Source organism: Shewanella putrefaciens, from assembly GCF_016406305.1.
GTDB lineage: Bacteria > Pseudomonadota > Gammaproteobacteria > Enterobacterales > Shewanellaceae > Shewanella > Shewanella putrefaciens_C.
Genome location: NZ_CP066369.1, coordinates 1,859,579 through 1,879,969, shown reverse-complemented (window position 1 = coordinate 1,879,969; position 20,391 = coordinate 1,859,579). Strand labels below are relative to the sequence as shown.

Below are 20,391 nucleotides of genomic sequence, written 5' to 3'. Positions count from 1 at the left end.
CTCCACTTTTTTATCCCACCAGCAGTTTAATGCCCCGCTTAAAGTGTGATTCCTAGGGCGGTAAAGACCTCTGGGCTTGGAAAACCATCGGCAACCATATTTTGGCTACGCTGGAAGGCTTGGATCCCCGCGGCAGAATTGCGCCCTAAAACACCGTCAGGCTTACCCACATCAAAACCCGCCTCGTTCAGTTTGCCCTGCAATAGCTTAACCTGCTCGCGGCTTAAACGCGGCTGCTCCGGAGGACTTACCTTAAGTGGCTCCCCGCCATTAATGCGATCGGCTAAATGCCCCACGGTAATCGCGTAAAACTCGGAGCGATTCCAACGCATAATGACATTAAAGTTTTCATAGCCTAAAAACGCAGGTCCAGTATGACCTGCGGGCAAATACAGCGCGGCATTGATATCCACTGCGGGTAACGGCTGGCCATTCGTCTGGACAACCGCCTGTTTCGCCCAAGCTGAGAGTGGTAATGCCTGCTTAGCCCCTAGATGATCGTAACTAAAATGCGCTGGTAGCAACACTTCACGCCCCCAGCGCTGATTGCGTTGCCAACCTAAGTGCTGTAAAAAATTTGCCGCCGACGTTAAGGCATCGGCGGTGCTATTCCAAAGATCGGCTTTGCCATCGCCATCACCATCAATGGCGTACTTGGCATAGGCCGATGGCATAAATTGTGTATGCCCCATCGCCCCCGCCCAAGACCCCACCATAGTGCCTTTATCAAAATTATATTTTTCTTTTAATTTAAGTGCCTGCATCAATTCAGTGGTGAAGTAACTGCTGCGACGCGGCTCACAGGCCAAGGTTGCAAGGGAGTCGAGTACCGACATTTTACCCTTGTAAGAACCGTAATTAGTCTCTAATCCCCAAAACGACAAAATATACTGGGGCGGTACGCCGTATTCCTGAGCGAGTTTATCCAGTAATACTCGATGTTTTTGCAGTAAACGCCGGCCTTCGTTAACCCGCCAATCGGTGGCGCGTTTATTAAAATAATTGGCAAAGGTTTGGCTAAATTCTGGCTGCTGCTGATCAAGCTCAATGACCTTAGGCACAAATTGCAGGTTGGCGACGGTAGAATTAATCGTATCGTCCGATAGGCCTTCGCTGCGCGCCCGCGTCTGTAAAGTAGTGATGCACCCCGCAAACGCATCGGCATTTGCTTGAATTGTGGCATTAATATCTAGCTCACTGCTCTGGGACTGGGACTTGACATCGGCAACGGCGCTATTGCTGCTTGGGCTCGATGTCGGGGCAGTTGAACAAGCACTTAAACTCACACTGGCAGCAAGGCTAGCGACAAGGTAGGTAATTCCTTTAATTCTAATCAAACCTATCACTCCAATATTTGATTCCCAAGGTAAAAATACACGTTGAGACGATAGCAATACGCGTTAAAACAATAGCAATCCTGACCCATAGCGCCAGTTAACACAATCCTTATGACGACAAATACTGGGATAAACTGACTTACTTGCTCAGTTAACCAACACAAGAAAAATCTTAACAAAGAATCCCTTGGCCTATGTCGATGTTACCGTATAATGGGTATGTTAACAGCACACTTCAAAGAGACCTATCATGACTGAAATCAATGCGGCTTTGGCTGGCTTTATCGAAAATGTAAAACAACATCAGACGCTTTGGGGTCTAATGGATGAAACTGGCGAAGGCTGGGTCGTTTGTGACTCCAGTGAGTTTGAAGACACAGACGTGATGCCATTATGGTCAAGCGAAGCGGCGGCAAAGTCCCACTGCAGTGAAGAATGGCATGATTACCAAGCCGTTTCTATTTCACTCGAAGAGTTCTTGGAATATTGGGTTTCTGATCTGAATGATGACGGTGTATTAATCGGTGTGGATTGGCAAACCGATGAAGAATGTTTAGAGCTAGATCCTATCGTTTTAGCCAAAGATTTAGTTGATGTTGAAGAAGTTTAAGCCCTTTAGCTTAAGTGATGTGGCATCAAGGTCTGGGGCTCTCAAACCTTGATGTCAGCTATCACGCCCATTGATATCCCCTTCGATAAACGTCATATCTGCTGGTTCTGTGGTGAGCCCTGTGATCGCTATTTTGAATATCACAGTCAAGTACATACTCCCCATCCTTCCCTCGCCGTGCCCGCCTGTGGCGAATGTTTAACTCTGGCTAAGCAACATAGGCTGACCTCCATTTGGGATTGCCGCATGGCGGTAAAGGATGCCTTGATGCGCATTTATGCCAAACACTTGGCTATAGGGATTAACTGGACTGAAGAAGAACTCGCCGAGTCGGAATTCTCCTGTAAAGTCTTTGAGGGATTTAAGAAAAGTGCTTGGATGATGTATCAAATTGCCCGCGACAGGATAAATGCTCCCGGCTGGCCGATTGTGCTCGAAGGCGTCGCTATTGATGATCAAGGGCATGGCGCAGGCTTTGAATTTGATGGGGTCATTTATACTTCGCTACACGCAGCCATCCACTATTACAGCACCCAATTTACCCTAGACCCACGCTTTTTTGCCGAATTGGTTAGGCTCCTCGGTCGGGGGCGATTTAGCTATGCCCTAAGGCTTGCTCGCATCCATATTGCCGCCGCCAAGGAAATGAAACAGCAAGTATTAGCCGATATCAAAGCCGAATTAGCCGGCTAAACTGCCCCCATTAAGCCTTAACCTCGTTATTAACGACATAGCTTAGTTATTAATGACTTGCCTTAATCTTTCCTGCACGACCTCCACCAGCAAATCGGGTTGGAATTTAGAGATAAAACGATCACAACCGACTTTCTCAACCATGGCATTATTAAAACTGCCACTAAGGGAGGTATTGAGAGTAATAAATAAATCCGCCATGGCTTTATCGTTACGCACTTCATAGGTCAGTTTATAACCGTCCATTTCCGGCATTTCAGCGTCGGTTATCATCATTAACAATTCTTTGGAAACTTGTTTGCCCTCATCACGCCACTTTTGCAGCAAATTTAGGGCCTGTAGGCCATCTGAAGCCTCAATAATTTCAATCCCTAACTGGCCGAGTGTTTCCCTCACTTGTCGCCTTGCGGTGGAAGAGTCATCGACAATCAATATTTTTCGTCCAGGCATTTCATGGACTAAGTTTTCATCCAGCACCCCTTCGGAAAGGCGTACATCGTAGTGAATGATCTCCGCCAGCACCTTTTCCACATCGATGATAGAGACTAAATGGGATTGCCCTTGGTATTCAATGCGGGTGATGGCCGTCAGATAATTATTCCGCCCAGCCGTTTTCGGCGGCGGCATAATGTCACTCCAAGTCATGTTGATAATGTGCTCAACCTTACCGACTAAAAAGCCCTGCACGCTGCGGTTATATTCTGTGATGATCATGTTGGCATCATCCCCAGGAGGAATGGGGCTAAAGCCTATCGCCGAGCGTAAATCAATCACAGGGATAGACATGCCACGAATATTGGCCACGCCAAAAATATGCGGATGGCTCCCCGGCATAGCATTGAGTGGCGGCAGCTTGACAACTTCTTTGACCTTGAAGACGTTAATAGCAAATAGCTGTGTAGAGTTAATCCGAAAAAGCAACAACTCAAGCCGATTCTCACCGACGAGTTTGGTACGTTGATCTACGGTTGCAAGTACGTTTGCCATAATGCTGCTTCTCTACTCTGGAGGAAAACCTTTCCTCGCATGCTAAGGATTAAGCTAAATTATAGCGGCAAACTAAGGATGAGAACTATGCCAAGGCGCGCTTTTATCTAAAAATTACAATCACTCTCGCACAATAGAGGAACCATTGTGGCTTATTTGAGCCACCCAAAGCGCAAATTTCCCCAGCGGAGTCACAGATAAATATAGCCTCATAAACGCAGTGTTTTTTGAGCAAGCACCATACCCGCAAGATTAAACGCATTTCGCTCACAGACGATCAAAAACCCCGCTTGGCGTAATACCGCCAAAAATTCCCGGTGATTAAAACGGTTTTGTTGTGGATGCTCAAATAGCCTGCGACTGAGCGGATTACAGATAGCCGCGCGGTACAAGTCCTCCACCACAAAAAAACCATCGGGTTTTAACACTCTGGCGACCTCTTCGATGGCCATTTGCCAATCGGGAATATGGTGGAAAACAGCAAAGTTAAACACTATATCAAACTGGGCATCGGCAAAGGGGAGCCGAGTCGCATCCGTAATGGCAAAATCGAGATCCTTTAATCCATGGGGTGAGCGTTGCCAGCGCCCCTTTGCCGCAGCGACCATTTCGGGATCAATATCCACGGCGGTAACGTGTCCGGCGCCAAAATGCTCACGGATCAGGTGAATACCGTTACCAAAACCACAACCGATTTCGAGCGCCTGCTCAAAACACGCCATAGGTTTAGGCATCATGGACGTCAACAATGGGGCTTCGATATGGTTCTGTAGCCAAAATCGCAATGGATGTCGGACTATCTGCTTCTCAAATGGATTTAGCTTCATATCATCCCCTTAGTGTGAGTAAACTCTTATACGAATAACTGATCAAATTTCCGCTATGTTACGTAATGATATAGACATTAGTTCACCCGAGGCCACTATGAAATTACCTCTTTTCCCATTGCCTATCTGTTTATTACCCGAGGGATACACCCAACTGCGGATCTTTGAACCTCGCTATAAACGCTTAGTGGCAGAGTCGTTAAAAACCGAGCAAGGCTTTGGCCTATGTATGATGGCAGACGATGGAAAAACCATTCAACCTATTGGTACTTTAGTGCATATCATCGATTTTGAAACCTTAGCCGATGGCACCCTAGGGATCAGCATTCAAGGTAGTCAACGCTTTAAACTTAATCATATTGAGATTGAAAACGATGGATTAAAACGCGGAGATATCACCCTCATCGATAATTGGCCTGCGGTCCCCATCGCCACGGACGAACGCTACCTTAGCCAAATGCTACAAAATATTCTTAAGGAATATCCTCAACATTTACAGCATTACCAAGCGGCACAATTTGAAGATATCGCCTGGGTTTGCCAGCGCTGGTTAGAAATATTACCCGTACAGGCCGCGGAAAAATACACTTGTATCAATAGCCAAGATCACACTGTGGCGCGAAACTTACTCCGAGCCGTAATAAAATAAATAATCCAGTGATCTTTTATCTTGCCACTGACGTATTACTCAACACTGAAGGGGGAAATGGTCCACTACCGACATCTGTTTAGGGGATAAGGGCAAAATAATGGAAAATATTCAATCACTACCTGAGCAAAATCGGTATCATAGACCCATCTCATCCCTGATAAACACGGCTATGGATAATGAAACTCATGCTCAAGATTTAACTGAGCAGCAGGTAGAAATAGATCGATTGACCGCAGCGATGTTAAAAGTTGCCAATCAAAGAGACAAAGCCGCCTTTGGCGATTTGTTCACTCATTTTATGCCTAAGATCCGAGCCTTCGGCTTACAGCGCCTAAATCAACAGGGCCTGGCAATGGATCTAGTACAAGAAACCATGACCAGCGTATGGACAAAAGCCCATCTTTACAATGCAGACAAAGGTTCGGTGACCACTTGGATTTTTACCATAATGCGTAACCAGTGCTTTGATATGTTGAGGCGAGTCCAACACAATAAAGAAGATGTTTTTGGTGATGATATATGGCCCCTTTGCGATACGGTAAGCCAAGAGATACAGCCCGATCATAAACTTACCGCAAAACTACTCGAACATGTGGATGCCCTTCCCCTCACTCAGCGCCAAGTGGTACAGGGCATTTATATGCAGGAACTCACCCAGCAAGAGTTAGCAGACACCTTAAATGTCCCCATTGGCACGATCAAATCCCGCCTACGACTGGGGTTAGAGAAGCTAAAAAGCTTTTTGGAGACACATAATGATTAAACATCATCCACAGGAAGCGCTACTGCTTGCCCATGCAAAGGGTGAACTCCCACTCTCTATGGCTATTGCGATATCGGCCCACTGTAGTCTGTGTGATAAATGCGCCGCTATTGTCGCAGCATTGACCGAACAGCAGGCTCAACAGGTGTTGAACGCACAAAGCAATGAGGATGTAATAACAGCATCCCAGACGGACATGACCTTAGTGGCGGATCCGCTTCCAGATGAGTTACAAGCCATGTTGGCACATATTTTTAGTCAGCCAGAGGCGAATATTACGCTTAGCTATTCACCTATATCGCTGTCAATAAAAACGGCAATCTACAATATTCCAGCGGTATTTCGCCAGCATTTAACCCGTCCATGGCAACAACTTGGCAAAGTCAGCCGCATGCGCTTCGATGTGGACGAATTAAACACCCGCGCCAGTTTATTACACATAGATGCACTTGGGGAAATACCTCAACATACCCATAAAGGATATGAGCTAACCCTACTACTTGCGGGTGAATTTACCGATATTAACGGTGAATATGTCCCTGGGGATTTTATTTTATTAGACCATCAAACCCATCATGCCCCAAAAACAAAAACAGGTTGCTTATGTTACACGGTATTAGATGCTCCCCTGCATTTCACTAAGGGCCTGAGTAAGCTACTTAACCCTATAGGTGAACTGATTTATTAACGCTAAAACTGAAGCGCTAACGGCCTTATTTTTTATGTTTACCCGACAAATGGGTTAAAATTGTTAACATAAGTTTAATATGTCGCAATTTATAATCTCTCTGGGTAAAAAATAAACTTGCTTAAGTGAATTTTGCTGATATACTGCGCTTCGTTTTGAGATCCACCTTGTTGTTACCTTTTTAATCCAGTTTGATCGATATGTATCAAACCTTGGTCCTCACGAAGAAAGCCTACTACAAGCAAAACCCCGTAAACTCAATCAATTAGTGCTAACAGTATTTGATTTTGTCTAATGAACTTATTAAATTTATTGCTGTCATAGTCTTGTCATTAAGCTATGTTCAACTGGTTTAATTGAGTGAATCCATTGACATAATCGATGAGATACATTAATTATCGATAAGTCATCTCTTGCTCAACCGTTAAGAGATGGGGTAACCTCGACACTATTAGAACCATCTTTCGCACTGTTGCTAAGGATATTTTATTGTTATAACTCTCTCACCTAAGGGTGAATTAAATAAAAGGAGTGTGGCTTATGTCATACAAAATTAACGGACATGAAATCACAGTGAACTTCCCTGTTGATTCAATCTCAGTAAACAAAACCTCTATTGCTTTTACCGATAGACAAGGTAAAAACAGACAGACTTTTTCGAAGCGCACAGAAGCCATTAGCTTTATGAAATGGTTATTGTCAGCAAACAAATAAGTCAAATTAATACTGTAATACCGCTTGCTTAAATTAGGTTAATTCGGTTTCCATTTTCCTCGCCGTACCGATAACTTAAGCAGCCGATAGCTAAATGTCACGCCTTGCTATCCCACTACGTCTCTTTGACGCAACTCATTTGGTTCTGGCTATATCTTACTCACACAGATATCTGCCGAACCAAATGTGTATATTAGATTTAGATCACCTTTTTTCATTTTCGCATCCACTAATATTCCCCCCCAAAACCCCCATTCAACGCTGAGTCATGCCAAAACCCAACACCAAAGTCGCTATGCAAAACATGATTAGCGTAATTAAACAGCGTATTCCATTTCATTTGGATGAGGCGCAAATGTGCCAGGGAGAATGTTTAGGTTGCTCGAAAAAAATGCTTGAAATGCTCGATGCAGAAATAAGCTACTGGCAGTATAGCGAATCCGATCCGAGTTTATTGGACTTAAAAAATCTCGAAAAAATGAGCCTTCGAACCTATAAGATCCTGAAAAGAAATCACCTAGTACCCTAAAAATATATGCGCGTTTTATTGCGCAGCCTTCTTAAATATCACTCGCAAATTTACGCCGGTAACGCGGCAGCATAGTGTCATTACCAAACAACCCACCTTGGTGGATATACATCACAGGACTAGAACCACAGCCTTGTAAATAATCCTCAAGCACAATGAACCCTAAGGGATCGTAGAGCAGCTCAAACTGCACCCCTGAGGCGCAGACCCGCTGCCACATGGCATAAAACTCAGCATAAAGTTTACCAAAGTGGTATTTCTTGCCCACATTCACTATCTGTGGGTGTTCACTTAAATCTGGATTCAGCATAGTAAACTGTTGTCTCAGATAGGCATCCCCGCCAACAACTGCACAGGTAACGACACGAATATCCGTCTGTTGCCGAATAAAATACTGATTTAAAAACAGCGCGGTAGTCCCCGTTCCCGAGGGTAAAAACACCTTTAAATCTGAGATGTTATGCGTTTTTGACCACATGACTATCTCGTTTGCAAGTATGCTCACGCCATATTCGGCGTAACTACAGCGTCCGCCTTCGGGGATAAAAAGTGCTGCAGGTTCATTGGGTAATACCTGCTGTTCGATATACCCTTGGCACCGAATAGTCGTATCCGGGGTAGATCTGCCCCCTAACTGACTCAAATCGATGATATTAGTGCCATTCGCCACAGCTGCAGCATAATTTCCCGAAGGGTTGTTAAGGATATGACTAGCGATATGATCGACATAATAATCACACTGCCAGCCTTTGATTTTTGCAAGGGCCGAGAGCGAATAAAGGGAGTTAGCCTGTGGTGAACCGTGACCAATCACTTTTTTAATGCCAGCAAATTCGTGTGCTAAAAAATAGGCAAACTTACGGGCCTTATTACCACTAAAGGCCGGATGCAATAAATCATCACGTTTTAGAAAAATATCACGGCCAGCAAAAAACATCTTTTCGACAGGGGTATTAGCAAACATAGGTGCACTCAAACAATAAACGTCTTGGTCTCTCAAAGGTATGGGCTAGTGTAATACCAATCGTATTAAATATCTGTTCATTCAGCGGGAGTTCAACGCGCTTTAGACAAGGCGAAGGCTTGAAGGCATAATGGTGCTCTGTCGAAAGCCTTGAACGCAGTATAAAGCGCGTTGCCATGTAGTGAACGTCAGCCGCCCTTCGGGAGCCACACAGGCACCCCACTCCCGTGTTGCATTGACTTAAAAGGGAATGACCATTTCTGCGTCAATGCGCCTTGGATTGAGATGCCTGTGAGGCTCTGAACTGATTAGATATTTAATGTGATTGGTATAAAGCCCCTTTATAAAACATGCCCTTAAGAAGTTAGTAATTTCACGACTTTTTGGTGAAACTCACAATCAGCACTCAACAAAAACAAGACAATAGACTGATTATTAAGAACAAAATAACTGGCACAATTCTCGCAATATCAAATTAACGCTCGGTGGTGGCAGAGGTATTTCCCAAGCCGTAGGCCAATAAAATAAGTCTGTAAGATAATAAGGAGTTTTCCATGGCGCTTTTACGCTTAGTATTCAATATTGCGTGGTTTGTCCTAGGAGGGTTTGTGATGGGACTGGCTTGGTGGCTCGCCGGTATTTTGTGCTTTATTAGTATTATCGGTATTCCCTTTGGCCGCGCCTGTTTTGTGATTGGCGAAATGACCTTCTGGCCCTTCGGTCAAGAGCAAATGAATCGCCGCCATCTAACAGGGCGTGAAGATTTAGGCACCGGCGCCTTTGGTATGATAGGCAATATCATTTGGTTCTTACTCTTTGGGATCTGGTTAGCCATAGGCCATTTAGCCCATGCCCTCGCCTGCTTTGTGACCATAATCGGCATCCCATTTGGGATCCAACATATTAAATTGGCACTGTTAAGCCTCACCCCAATAGGTCAAACCGTCGTGGCTAAAGCTTAACGACCAACGCAACTTAACGTGGATCGGCGCTATTCACACTCAACCTTGGATAGCGCCTTTTTATCCCACTCCAGCAACCCAGCCTCATCTTGCCTTCGCTCTTCATCCAGTATGTGAACATTTTTGACGCTTGTTTCAGCCTGTAAAGTGGATTTGGGGATCTTAACCGACTGCGCCAATGCCAACAGGTAATGTGCCAACTTAGCTGGTACATCGATGGCCGCATCATGGCCACAATAGGCCAATACAATTAATTCAGTTTGAAAATGCCTTGCCAAGGCACGACTGGACTCAATGCTCACGAGCGCATCACGGTCACCGCAAAGTACGCTAACTGGGACAAAAAGTGTGGCTGGGCACTGATATATCAATGCCGCCCAAAGCTGGCGCCATGTGTTACTCAAACTAGGGCAAGATGCCCTACGCAACTGACTCCAATGGGCAATAAGCTGCCTATCATTGCGGTGGCGAAAACTGGTCAAACGCACAATGCTCGATTCTATCGCATTTAAATCTTTGCCTTTTTTTCTCAAAAAAATAGCTTTAACTGCATGAATTGGATTAAATCTTTGAAACCAAGTTGATAAATTAGCAGCGCTACTATTAAGGATAAATACCTGTTTTATCTGCCATGGCCTTTGGCGAGCCATCTCCATTGCTAGCATGCCGCCCATGGATAAACCGAGCAGATAAAAAGGTTCAGCCTCACTGCAATGCTCGTCAATTTGCTGCCAGACCGCCGCGGCATAGTCGGCGATGTTCAGCGGACTCGTAATATGTGTAAGGCGGCCATTTCCGGGGAGATCGGGGGTTAAGACTCTCAATCCCTTCTGCCGAAGCCGCTGATCAAAGCCATGCCAATGGCGCTGATCTCGCATTAAGCCGCGTAATAACACCCAAGTCGTCATGACTTAGCCTCCCGATACCAAAAATGCTGTGCGCTCTGGGCCAATTCGGCTAAACGCTCAGACGATAATTGCTCTAATTCTTTAGCATAGGCCGCCTCCATTAAAAATTGCATCAGCACTGTGTGCCTGCGCAAAATCCTGTGGTGACGATGGGTTTTCTGCGGGTTAAAAAAACCTGCAAAATTAAAAATCTGCCTTGGGTTTTTCTTTATCCATGCCCAAGATCCCATTTCAAGAGTCAAGGGCAAAAAGGGCACTGCCGCGTTCGACATCTCACCCTGATGCTGGCAATAGAGATAATCCCAAATGTCACCGTGGGTGCGATAAAATTGACTCTGCGGCGCTAATCGATAATGGCCATGATGGGGATAACTTATTTCAAACAATTGCTTAAGATGAAAGATAAAATGGGCATTTTCAAAGGCGGCGCGGGTATGGGCATAAGGAAACCAAATATGATCGGTCAAGCCGAAACCCGAATGGGCATCTAATGAAATCAGACTCGTACTGCGCTTGAGTAGTTGCTGTACATAGGCAACCACACCTGCGGTCTCAAGCTCCATACCACCAATGCCTCGAAACCATGGCAGACGGGGGGATAAACGCTGGCCCCCAACCATAAAAGACACTTTTTCAGCGGAGTCTATCGGGGCATTGCGCATCAAATCCACTTGATTGCCATTACCTCGAGTTCCCAGAAACAAACCAACAGGGTTGACCACGGGGACAAAGGCGAGCCGAATTCCGCTCAACAGTTGCTGTAAATGTTTATCCCATACAAGGCGTTGCAGCAAGCTGTTCAGCAGTGCCAATATCACCTGAGCACCAATGCGCTCGACACCGTGTACACCACCAACAAACAGCACAGTTGGACAAGGCTCGGCAATCACCCCAAGTTCAACGCTATAAAGGGGGAAATGCTCATTTCGAAAGGGAATGTCAGCGAGGATTTGGTACTGCAACTTAAGATGATGAGTATCAATAAGTTGTTGCAGTGTATCTAACTCAAAGGGAAGTTTATCCATATCATCCAGAATAGTGAGATGAGCAATGACTCATACCGTTAAACTGATGCTAATGGCAAATTACGACAGCTGTATGACAGGAACTATTCAGTAACAGCGTCATCATGGTAGAGCAGATCATTGGCTAAGGCTTCGGCATCAATTTGTGCTAGCCCGCGATCGACTATGTCCCGCCAACGACGGCCTTCATCATTGTTTCTAAAGGCTATATAAAGCTGCTTATTTGCGAGAAGCTGTCGATTAATTTGAAGCTTATCAGCCAGTGGCTGCAGGGTTTTCTGTTTCAATAAATATTGCAACACATTCACATCTATTACCGCTGCATCAATACGGCCTGCGGCCACCTTTTTAATATTATGTTCATCCGAAGTGACGGCTTCTACGGCTTGGGCACCCGATACAATCATGCTATCGAGCACATCAGTATTCACATAATCTTTCACGACACCTAAAGTGTAGCGATTAAGATCTGCCACATAATGCCAACTGATGGGATGGGATGTTTGTTCGACCAATCCTAATGGGCTAGTACCAATGGAGCTAGAAAATACAAATTTTTCAGTATCATAGTAGTATTCAGGCAAATAACCTTGGTAATCGCCGCTAGGCATAGAGGCCAATTTAACCGCGCGGCTCCAAGGGTAAAAGTCCACTTTCAACTCGTGCCCCATCACTTTGAGTGCCGCACGGGTAACCGCAATACTCGCGCCCTGCTGCGCTAATTGTTGTCCGGAATAAGGGGGCCAAAGTAAAGAAGTCAGTACTAAGGTGTCAGCCCTAGCGGGAGTCATCGACAAGCCAATGAAAAACAAGGCCTGACAAAGGAGTGCTACACACCATCTGACCATATTGACTCCTTGACCATAATGGAACTATCTACTTTAAATAACCGTTAACGCCGTAAAATACTACATCCTCGTTTAGTATATGCCTGAAGTCACTATGGAAAAGTGAAGATTTATGACAAATGATAGAAATCAAGCCGCATGGTGCGGCTTGAGGAAGGCACTAACAAAATAGTATCAGGCTAAACACAGTAGCGTTTAGCCATTAATATCTTGATGCAGTTCTTGATACATAAGCTCGCGCATTTTGAATTTTTGAATTTTACCTGTGACAGTCATAGGATACTGCTCCACAAATTTGATATAGCGCGGCACCTTAAAGTAGGCAAACTTCTCGGTAAGAAAATGCCGAATATCCGCCTCTGAAATCGAAGCTCCCGAGCGAACTTTGATCCAAGCACAGACTTCTTCACCGTACTTATCGCTTTGTACCCCAAAGACCGCCGCATCCTGCACATCTTTATGGGTATAGAGCTTCTCTTCGATTTCACGGGGATAGATATTCTCGCCACCGCGAATAATCATATCTTTAATTCGGCCAACAATTTGCACATAGCCTTGCTCATCCATTTGGCCAATATCGCCCGAATGCAGCCAACCCTCACTGTCAATGGTTGCCGCCGTTTTGTCGGGGTCGTTCCAATAACACTGCATAATGCAATAACCGCGACTGCAGACTTCACCGGGTTGATTAATCGGCAACACCTCACCAAATTCATCAACGATTTTCACTTCGGTGTGGGGTAATGCTCGCCCCACAGTCAATACCCGCTTTTCGACGGGGGAATCAATCTCAGTGATGTGGTTAAGCGGGCTACATTCAGTTTGACCGTAGCCAATAAGTACCTCCTGCATATACATCAGGTTTTGTACCCGGCGCATCACCTCCTCTGGGCAAGTTGCCCCCGCCATGACACCGGTTCGCAGTGAACGCAAATCAAAACGCGCAAACTCAGGGTGTTCAAGTTCGGCAATAAACATGGTTGGAACACCATGCAAAGCTGTGCAGCGCTCATTTTCAACAACTTGCAAGGTTGTGAGCGGATCGAAGGACTCCCCTGGAAATACTGCCGCAGCGCCTTTCGCTAAACACACTAAATTACCAAGCACCATGCCAAAACAATGGTATAAGGGAACCGGAATACAGAGTTTATCGTGACAGGTAAATTTCATCGCCTCTGCGACTAAATAACCATTATTCAAAATGTTATGGTGAGATAGGGTCGCACCTTTCGGGCTACCCGTGGTGCCAGAGGTAAACTGGATATTAATGGCATCAAAGGGGCTTAATTCCTTAGCAATACTCTTGAGCATTATCCTGTCAGCGGCGGTCACATCAACGATCAAGTCATCAAAATTCAACATACCGACGGATTTTTCAGCGCCCATACGGATCACAAACTCAAGCTCAGGTACGGCTTTGGCTTGTAATTTACCTGCAGGGCAAGTCGTTAACTCGGGCGCCAATTGGTATAACATCTCAAGATAATTGCTGGACTTAAACCTATCGGCACAAATCAGGGCGCGGCACCCCACATTGGTTAAGGCATACTGCAATTCTTCAGGGCGATAAGCAGGGTTAATACATACCATAATGGCGCCAATTTTAGCGGTCGCATATTGGGTTAGGCACCATTCAATATTGTTAGGCGACCAAATCCCCACCCTATCACCAGACTTAATACCGAGTTTTAATAATCCTGTGGCAAGCGAGTCGATTTGCGCAAGATACTGACGATAATTCCAGCGAACATCTTGATGATGAACCACGACAGCGAGCTGGTCGGGATAAGCTTTAGCAATATCATCCAGATATTGGCCTATGGTTTTATCAACGAGTTCGGGGGTTGTTCCCCCCCGAAACTCGCTGTATTTGAGTGGGGCGGGCTTGAGGGAATCGCTTGCTTGGCGAGTTGAAACAGACATTTAGGCCTCCGTGCATTTATTATTATGGTTAGCGAACTCCAAACTAACCAATCCACGGATTAGGTCACAAGTAAAAAAACGCCTTATTAGACTAAAGAATATGGCAAGTCATTCGCCATAGGTTTAACGACTTATAAATTCAAAATGTGTATCAGATTTAGATACATTCAAACTTTGGAGCCGTTCAACAATCGCCAGCAAAATACCTTGACGACGCATATTTTCTAACACGCCGGGGCTAAAGACTTCTAAGCGCGTCATTGCGGTCAACAGCAACTTGCATTGGGCAATGCTTGCATCGCGAATATAGGCAGGCTTGTCGACTAAGTAGCTGTTATTGTACCAATAATCCCAGGTGAAATTCGCTAACAACCAGCCTTGGGTGGTCAAATCGTTGATGAATTCCAACATGCGATCATGGTGTAAACTCACGTCACCTGCGGTGAGATCTTTGAGATATTTAGTGTACAAACCACAGTCAGACGTCATGGTTGAAGTTGTCGACATTGTTGAAGTTACCATATAGTGCACCCCACTGATTTGGGTTATCAAAGAGCCAGTGAACACGCTCGAAATTGACGCTTTGCCTAATGCACTGAAAGCTGCATAAGGCATACCAAACATCATTGATGCCTACAGGGTAAGCCGCGCTATCTGAACAGCAACTTAATCAAATCAACAATAGCCATAACAGGTGGTTAACTAGGGGATGAGGAAAGATTAAGTTAAACTCAAGGGCATTAAAGCAATTAACAGAAATGAGCAGTAAGGAAACAAGATGAACTATTGGCTTATGAAATCAGAGCCCGATGAATTCAGCATCGATGATCTTAAGGCTTGCCCGAACCAGACCGAAGCTTGGTTTGGCATTCGCAACTATCAGGCGCGTAATTTTATGCGTGACGCCATGCAAATTGGCGACAAAGTGTTTTTTTATCACTCAAGCTGCAAAGTCCCCGGAATTGTGGGGATTGCCGAAGTCGTGACACAGGCCTATCCCGACAGTAGCGCCTTTGATCCCGACTCAAAATATTTCGACCCTAAGTCAGATCCCGCTAAACCAAGATGGCTAAGGGTCGACATTCGTTTTGTCGAAAAATTTAATGATATTATTCCCTTAAGTCTGATAAAAAGCCTGCCACAACTATCGGATATGTATTTAGTCTCTAAGGGATCTCGGCTCAGTATTCAACCCGTCACGGCCGAACAATGGCAAGCGGTACTCATGTTAACCCGTCAATAAACCCGATGACATAGTACGTTCAGCTAAGGTTCATTTAAGCTAAACTATTGTCACTGTATCAACTAAACGCTTTTAGGAGCATAGATGAATAAATTAACCTTAGTGATTATCACAGGCCTCACATTCAGCCTAATGGCCCCCATGTTAGCCTTTGCTAAACCTGACAATGATCAAGTTAAAAAAGACAAAGACTTACCACCAGGATTACAGAAAAAAGTTGAGCGAGGAGAGCCACTACCACCGGGTTGGCAGAAAAAACTTCGCCGTGGCGATGTGCTTGACTATGACATCTATGACCGCGGCCGTATTGTCGTTCCTTTAGATAAAGATGGCCGGATCAGCATTCAAGTCGAAGATTCTATTATTAAGTTAGATGAAAAAAGCCGTCAAATTCTCGATATAGTCAATATCATTACCGATTAACTTCGCATGGCAAAATGGTATTTATAACTGACACTTTTACAACTACGCCCAGTTCTTATCTGGGCGTAGTTGTACTTCCTAATACTGCTTTGATCTATCAAAAAACATTGTCTGTAAGACAATTTATCACCCCAGTCCTCACTCAATAACGTTCTAACTTACAATAAAGCAACATATTGATATTTATCATATCTTTACTATCTGGCTATTGGTCGTAAATTGGCTAAATGCTAGACTCATGTAGGGTGAAAAGATATTGAACAGAACAAGATAAGTGTCACCTAAAAATACTCATGCGACTAAGGCAAAATCTTAATTGAATTCATAGCATCCCGATAATGACCGTAGACTAACGCTGGATTTTGATAATGGAAAGCACCTCACTTCAACGGGTTAAGCAGGCAATTATTGCGGGGTTCTGGGCATCACTCGCCAGTATTTCTGTGGGGTTTCTATTTAAACTCTGGCTAGCACAATGGGTTGCCAAAGCCGATCTAGCGCTCTATCACACAGTGATCGACATTATCTCACTGTCGCTAATCCTAATGACGGGATTTCGCTCCTCTATGGTGGTGACCTACTCCCAGACCAAGCAAGATGTGGATATCACCAATATATTCCGCTACAGCTTGATCGCTATGGTACTACTGACATGGGGCTTAGTTTTACCCTATATCAAGCACAAATTGCATCTTAATGTAGAATATTTTCAATTGGTTGGGATTATTTTGAGTATGGGGCTCAAGGTCTATTTTACCAATCAAATTGCCATGTACCGGCTATATGCCATCTCCAATCGAGTCACTTGGTTAGAGCCGCTCGCGCAAGTGACTAGCTTTTTATTATGTTTCTATGGCTTAAAACAAACCGCCATTGCATCACTCTTTTACAGCATGACACTGTCTTCGCTCATCATTGCCTTATATATGTACTTAAAACGGCGCAAAGATATTGCCACTCCGCCCTTAAGTGCAGTGCATTTTGATACGGGTTTACGCAGTTTTATGAAGAAAAGCCTGACGGCGTCCATGGAAGCGGGTGCCAGTATCTTGATGATTTACATCACTGTACTGCTGACTATTGCCTATTTCAGCATAGATGAACTGGGTGATTTCCAAGTAGTGGTGCGGCCGATGATCACTTACCTCACCCTACTTTTTGTCTTTCCCATCTACCGGTTTGTACTGCCCGAAGTTGCAGTGTGCGTACGAGAAAACCGTTTTGCTGAAGTCCAACAAATAAAGTCATGGCTGACGAAAGTTTCTTTGTGGATCAGCGGTATTTTTTTTGTCGTTATGGTCTTTGCGAGCAAGCCGTTAGTCGCTTGGTTGTTCCCCGAGCAATATATTAAAGCGGCCCCAGTATTAATGCATTTCTCCATGTTTTTTATATTTATGATGCTCAATGGCTACCAGCTAGCTTATATCAAAGCTCATGGCTACTTTACTCAAAGCCTACTTATTCGCCTTGCTGGTATCGCAGTACTGGTCGGTACTTTCTACGCTTACCGCCTGTATACGGAGAATGTCGTCGCGGTGATTTTAGCCTTAGGCACGGGCTATTTGATGATGTATCTCATATCTAAACTAGTTGAAAGACGCATTCAGCAAAGCCTTAACAACCAAACGCGGCCTTAGCAACAACTAAAGACGCTTGAAACGTTGAAGGAAATGACAGGTTTCACCTTTTAGTTCTTTTTTCACTAAGGTGCCGCCCGCATGGATAAACGCCATACCATCACCCTGTAAGCTTTGCAGAATAAATCCTTCGCCACCGAAAAATCCCGTACCTAAGCGGCGATTCAATTTCATCGTCACGCGTGTACCTAAAGCTGCAACCAAAAAAGCCTGACTCAGGCCCAGAGCCATCGCCCATAAAAAGTTAAGATGCAATTATTTTATGCGGTAACTTATATCAAACGATGACAAGCAAAGACTTATCACCCCAAACCCACACCATTAAACTGCTCTGCCTTAGCAAATTCTTCTAAAATCAATTCAGTAAAGAGCTGCCCTGCACGCCCTAATGGCCGTTCTAACGTCGAGACTAACTGTGGAATAAAGGTGTAGCGGCTGCCACCCACAAAATCAATTTCAACTAATTCCCCCTTGGCCAACTCTTCTTGCACTAAGAAATCCGGCAACCAACCAAAACCCAAGCCTTTTAGTAAGGCGTTTTTCTTCATAATAAAACCAGAAAGATAAAACACTTTATCGCCGCCAAACTGCATTTCATCCCGATAACTTTTATTCGGTGACGAGTCTTCGATCGTCAATTCCACATGCTGCTGCAATTCAGGCAAACTAATTTCTTTAATGACCGCGAGGGGGTGGGATGCACTCGCCACCAGAATACTGGTGATTGCGGGTAACGGCTGCGGATGATAGTAGGGGCCTGTACGGTAGTCTTTCACCAGCATAAGGTCGGCATTATCCCGCTCGAATCTGTGCTGTACGCCGCCTAAAAACTCCATATTGAGTTGGATTTTTGTGGGGATCTGATGCTCCGCCATACGCTTAAGCGCCGTCATTATCGGCTCCATAGGCAGGGCACCATCTATGACTAATTCCAGCTTGGGCTCCCAGCCTTCACTAAAGCGACTGGCTAAATGTTCAATATTTGCAAGATGTTGCAGTAATCTTTGCCCCTCGGCCAAAATCACTCGCCCTTCTGGGGTCAACTCTGCGCGGTATTGCTCACGGCTAAAAAGCGATACGCCTAAATGCTCCTCCAACTTTTTAACTTGATAACTCACCGCCGATTGCGCCTTGTGTAACCGCTCCGCCGCCTTGGCAAAACTGCCCTCTTCCACCAGCACCTGCAGTACATTAAAGGCCTCAATATCAATGCGCATGGTGACTCCTTGGCGCTAATGAAAATGTCACGTAAACAATACGATTCGTAAAGATTAGAATACCATCTATTTTTTAGATTGAGATAACAGATTTATTATTCTTTTTTTTGTTCATCTAAGCAACTAAATTGATAACAAGATCACACTTATGCAACTTGCAGTATAACGACCAGCGATGTAGGCAATCCTGCAACGCAATATTGAAGGAATAACCATGCCATTTTATGTGAAACAAGGCCAAATCCCCCAAAAGCGCCATATCGCATTTGAAAAGGAAAACGGCGAGCTATACCGCGAGGAGCTTTTCTCCACCCATGGTTTTTCCAATATTTATTCCAATAAATATCATCACAATATGCCGACCAAGGCGTTAGAAGTCGCGCCCTACAGCCTAGGCCATGGTGCAAACTGGGAAGATTCACTCGTACAGAACTATAAACTCGATTCCCGCGAAGCCGACCGTGAAGGCAACTTCTTTAGCGCCCGTAACAAGATTTTTTATAACAATGATGTGGCCCTTTATACCGCCAAAGTAACCACAGATACCGCTGAGTTTTACCGTAACGCCTACGCCGATGAAGTGGTTTTTGTTCATCAAGGTGAAGGCACTCTCCTGAGTGAATACGGCACTATTAGCGTACAAAAGTGGGATTATTTAGTCATTCCCCGCGGCACCACTTATCAGCTTAAATTCAATGATTACAGTAATGTACGTTTATTTGTGATCGAAGCATTCTCTATGGTGGAAGTGCCTAAACATTTTCGTAATGAATATGGCCAGTTGCTCGAATCCGCCCCCTACTGCGAACGGGATATTCGTGTGCCTAGCCTACAAGCGGCTGTAGTTGAACGCGGTACCTTCCCCTTAGTGTGTAAGTTTGGTGATAAGTACCAACTCACCACACTCGAGTGGCATCCCTTTGATTTAGTGGGTTGGGACGGTTGTGTCTACCCTTGGGCATTCAATATTACCGAATACGCCCCTAAGGTGGGTAAAATCCATTTGCCACCGTCGGATCACTTAGTCTTTACCGCCCATAACTTTGTGGTGTGTAACTTTGTGCCACGCCCATACGACTTCCATCCCAAGGCGATTCCAGCGCCCTATTACCATAACAATATCGACAGTGACGAGGTCCTCTATTATGTGGACGGCGATTTTATGAGCCGCACCGGAATAGAAGCGGGCTATATCACCTTACATCAAAAAGGTGTTGCCCACGGACCACAACCGGGCCGTACTGAAGCCTCTATCGGCAAAAAAGACACCTATGAATATGCAGTGATGGTGGACACCTTCGCCCCACTGAAATTAACCGAACATGTACAAAATTGCATGAGCAAAGACTACAACCGCTCTTGGCTAGAAAACTAGCCCTAAGTCACCAAGGCTCCCGCTGGAGCAATGAGAGTGATAGCGTGTTGCACCAATAAATGAGGA

Annotated in this window: 23 protein-coding genes and 1 pseudogene; 12 read left to right on the top strand and 12 right to left on the bottom strand. The window is 44.9% G+C overall.

Annotated features, from left to right (window positions below; genetic code table 11):
* Positions 1-38 precede the first annotated feature (38 nt).
* The gene (locus tag JFT56_RS08105; protein ID WP_198783135.1) at positions 39-1,337 is read right to left on the bottom strand and encodes a lytic murein transglycosylase; all 1,299 of its coding nucleotides are present in this window, start codon (positions 1,335-1,337) and stop codon (positions 39-41) included.
* 250 nt (positions 1,338-1,587) lie between these two features.
* Between JFT56_RS08105 and JFT56_RS08100 the strand changes: the two genes are divergently transcribed.
* Positions 1,588-1,947 (top strand): DUF2750 domain-containing protein, encoded by a 360-nt coding sequence (locus JFT56_RS08100; RefSeq protein ID WP_007648782.1) that lies wholly within the window; start codon positions 1,588-1,590, stop codon positions 1,945-1,947.
* Positions 1,948-1,998: 51 nt separating this feature from the next.
* Entirely contained in the window at positions 1,999-2,640 is a 642-nt protein-coding gene (locus JFT56_RS08095) for a hypothetical protein (protein WP_198783134.1), read from the top strand.
* Between the two features lie 42 nt (positions 2,641-2,682).
* Here JFT56_RS08095 and JFT56_RS08090 read toward each other — a convergent pair whose 3' ends face one another.
* Together JFT56_RS08090 and JFT56_RS08085 are read right to left on the bottom strand one after the other, a co-directional pair.
* The gene (locus JFT56_RS08090; protein WP_198783133.1) at positions 2,683-3,627 is read right to left on the bottom strand and encodes a chemotaxis protein CheV; all 945 of its coding nucleotides are present in this window, start codon (positions 3,625-3,627) and stop codon (positions 2,683-2,685) included.
* A gap of 209 nt (positions 3,628-3,836) precedes the next feature.
* Positions 3,837-4,454 carry a class I SAM-dependent methyltransferase gene (locus JFT56_RS08085; protein ID WP_198783132.1) on the bottom strand — a complete coding sequence of 206 codons (618 nt, stop codon included), beginning with the start codon at positions 4,452-4,454 and terminating at the stop codon, positions 3,837-3,839.
* Between the two features lie 97 nt (positions 4,455-4,551).
* On the opposite strand from JFT56_RS08085, the gene JFT56_RS08080 reads away from it, so the two are divergent.
* The 5 genes from JFT56_RS08080 to JFT56_RS20030 all read left to right on the top strand — a co-directional run bounded on the left by JFT56_RS08080 (position 4,552) and on the right by JFT56_RS20030 (position 7,800).
* Positions 4,552-5,103: an LON peptidase substrate-binding domain-containing protein gene (locus JFT56_RS08080; RefSeq protein ID WP_198783131.1), complete on the top strand. Its 552-nt coding sequence runs from the start codon at positions 4,552-4,554 to the stop codon at positions 5,101-5,103.
* Positions 5,104-5,203: 100 nt separating this feature from the next.
* A complete protein-coding gene (locus JFT56_RS08075; protein ID WP_198783130.1) occupies positions 5,204-5,869 on the top strand; it encodes a sigma-70 family RNA polymerase sigma factor in 666 nt (221 codons plus the stop codon).
* Positions 5,862-6,557 (top strand): ChrR family anti-sigma-E factor, encoded by a 696-nt coding sequence (locus JFT56_RS08070; protein WP_198783129.1) that lies wholly within the window; start codon positions 5,862-5,864, stop codon positions 6,555-6,557. The genes JFT56_RS08075 and JFT56_RS08070 overlap by 8 nt, the downstream gene beginning before the upstream one ends.
* A gap of 540 nt (positions 6,558-7,097) precedes the next feature.
* Complete coding sequence (locus JFT56_RS08065; protein WP_006082106.1) at positions 7,098-7,271, top strand: hypothetical protein; 174 nt, start codon at positions 7,098-7,100, stop codon at positions 7,269-7,271.
* Between the two features lie 268 nt (positions 7,272-7,539).
* Complete coding sequence (locus JFT56_RS20030; protein ID WP_332874932.1) at positions 7,540-7,800, top strand: hypothetical protein; 261 nt, start codon at positions 7,540-7,542, stop codon at positions 7,798-7,800.
* A gap of 31 nt (positions 7,801-7,831) precedes the next feature.
* On the opposite strand, the gene JFT56_RS08060 is transcribed toward JFT56_RS20030, so the two are convergent.
* Together JFT56_RS08060 and JFT56_RS19920 are read right to left on the bottom strand one after the other, a co-directional pair.
* The gene (locus tag JFT56_RS08060; RefSeq protein WP_198783128.1) at positions 7,832-8,764 is read right to left on the bottom strand and encodes a pyridoxal-phosphate dependent enzyme; all 933 of its coding nucleotides are present in this window, start codon (positions 8,762-8,764) and stop codon (positions 7,832-7,834) included.
* On the bottom strand, positions 8,754-8,942 hold the full coding sequence (locus JFT56_RS19920; protein WP_233095581.1) for a hypothetical protein: 189 nt from the start codon (positions 8,940-8,942) through the stop codon (positions 8,754-8,756). Before JFT56_RS19920 ends, JFT56_RS08060 begins: the two co-directional genes overlap by 11 nt.
* 376 nt (positions 8,943-9,318) lie before the next feature.
* Between JFT56_RS19920 and JFT56_RS08055 the strand changes: the two genes are divergently transcribed.
* Positions 9,319-9,726 (top strand): YccF domain-containing protein, encoded by a 408-nt coding sequence (locus tag JFT56_RS08055; protein WP_198783127.1) that lies wholly within the window; start codon positions 9,319-9,321, stop codon positions 9,724-9,726.
* Between the two features lie 29 nt (positions 9,727-9,755).
* On the opposite strand, the gene JFT56_RS08050 is transcribed toward JFT56_RS08055, so the two are convergent.
* The 5 genes from JFT56_RS08050 to JFT56_RS08030 form a co-directional block, all read right to left on the bottom strand.
* A complete protein-coding gene (locus tag JFT56_RS08050; RefSeq protein WP_198783126.1) occupies positions 9,756-10,634 on the bottom strand; it encodes an alpha/beta fold hydrolase in 879 nt (292 codons plus the stop codon).
* The gene (locus tag JFT56_RS08045) at positions 10,631-11,659 is read right to left on the bottom strand and encodes a M14 family metallopeptidase (RefSeq protein ID WP_198783125.1); all 1,029 of its coding nucleotides are present in this window, start codon (positions 11,657-11,659) and stop codon (positions 10,631-10,633) included. Before JFT56_RS08045 ends, JFT56_RS08050 begins: the two co-directional genes overlap by 4 nt.
* Before the next feature lie 83 nt (positions 11,660-11,742).
* Entirely contained in the window at positions 11,743-12,507 is a 765-nt protein-coding gene (locus JFT56_RS08040) for a substrate-binding periplasmic protein (RefSeq protein ID WP_198783124.1), read from the bottom strand.
* Between the two features lie 195 nt (positions 12,508-12,702).
* Entirely contained in the window at positions 12,703-14,430 is a 1,728-nt protein-coding gene (locus tag JFT56_RS08035) for an AMP-binding protein (RefSeq protein WP_198783123.1), read from the bottom strand.
* Positions 14,431-14,553: 123 nt separating this feature from the next.
* Positions 14,554-14,952 (bottom strand): DUF6508 domain-containing protein, encoded by a 399-nt coding sequence (locus JFT56_RS08030; RefSeq protein ID WP_233095580.1) that lies wholly within the window; start codon positions 14,950-14,952, stop codon positions 14,554-14,556.
* A 256-nt stretch (positions 14,953-15,208) separates the two neighbouring features.
* Here JFT56_RS08030 and JFT56_RS08025 point away from each other — a divergent pair, with 256 nt between their 5' ends.
* From JFT56_RS08025 to JFT56_RS08015, 3 genes are all read left to right on the top strand, one after another.
* The gene (locus JFT56_RS08025; protein WP_198783122.1) at positions 15,209-15,673 is read left to right on the top strand and encodes an EVE domain-containing protein; all 465 of its coding nucleotides are present in this window, start codon (positions 15,209-15,211) and stop codon (positions 15,671-15,673) included.
* A gap of 84 nt (positions 15,674-15,757) precedes the next feature.
* Positions 15,758-16,096: a hypothetical protein gene (locus tag JFT56_RS08020; RefSeq protein ID WP_198783121.1), complete on the top strand. Its 339-nt coding sequence runs from the start codon at positions 15,758-15,760 to the stop codon at positions 16,094-16,096.
* A 365-nt stretch (positions 16,097-16,461) separates the two neighbouring features.
* Positions 16,462-17,733: a hypothetical protein gene (locus JFT56_RS08015; protein WP_198783527.1), complete on the top strand. Its 1,272-nt coding sequence runs from the start codon at positions 16,462-16,464 to the stop codon at positions 17,731-17,733.
* Between the two features lie 39 nt (positions 17,734-17,772).
* Here the strand turns inward: JFT56_RS08015 and JFT56_RS08010 are convergent.
* Positions 17,773-17,943, bottom strand: a pseudogene (locus JFT56_RS08010) (AIM24 family protein); the annotation flags it as partial.
* A gap of 92 nt (positions 17,944-18,035) precedes the next feature.
* Positions 18,036-18,950 carry a LysR family transcriptional regulator gene (locus JFT56_RS08005; RefSeq protein ID WP_198783120.1) on the bottom strand — a complete coding sequence of 305 codons (915 nt, stop codon included), beginning with the start codon at positions 18,948-18,950 and terminating at the stop codon, positions 18,036-18,038.
* Positions 18,951-19,164: 214 nt separating this feature from the next.
* Between JFT56_RS08005 and JFT56_RS08000 the strand changes: the two genes are divergently transcribed.
* A complete protein-coding gene (locus JFT56_RS08000; RefSeq protein WP_198783119.1) occupies positions 19,165-20,325 on the top strand; it encodes a homogentisate 1,2-dioxygenase in 1,161 nt (386 codons plus the stop codon).
* Positions 20,326-20,391 lie beyond the last annotated feature (66 nt).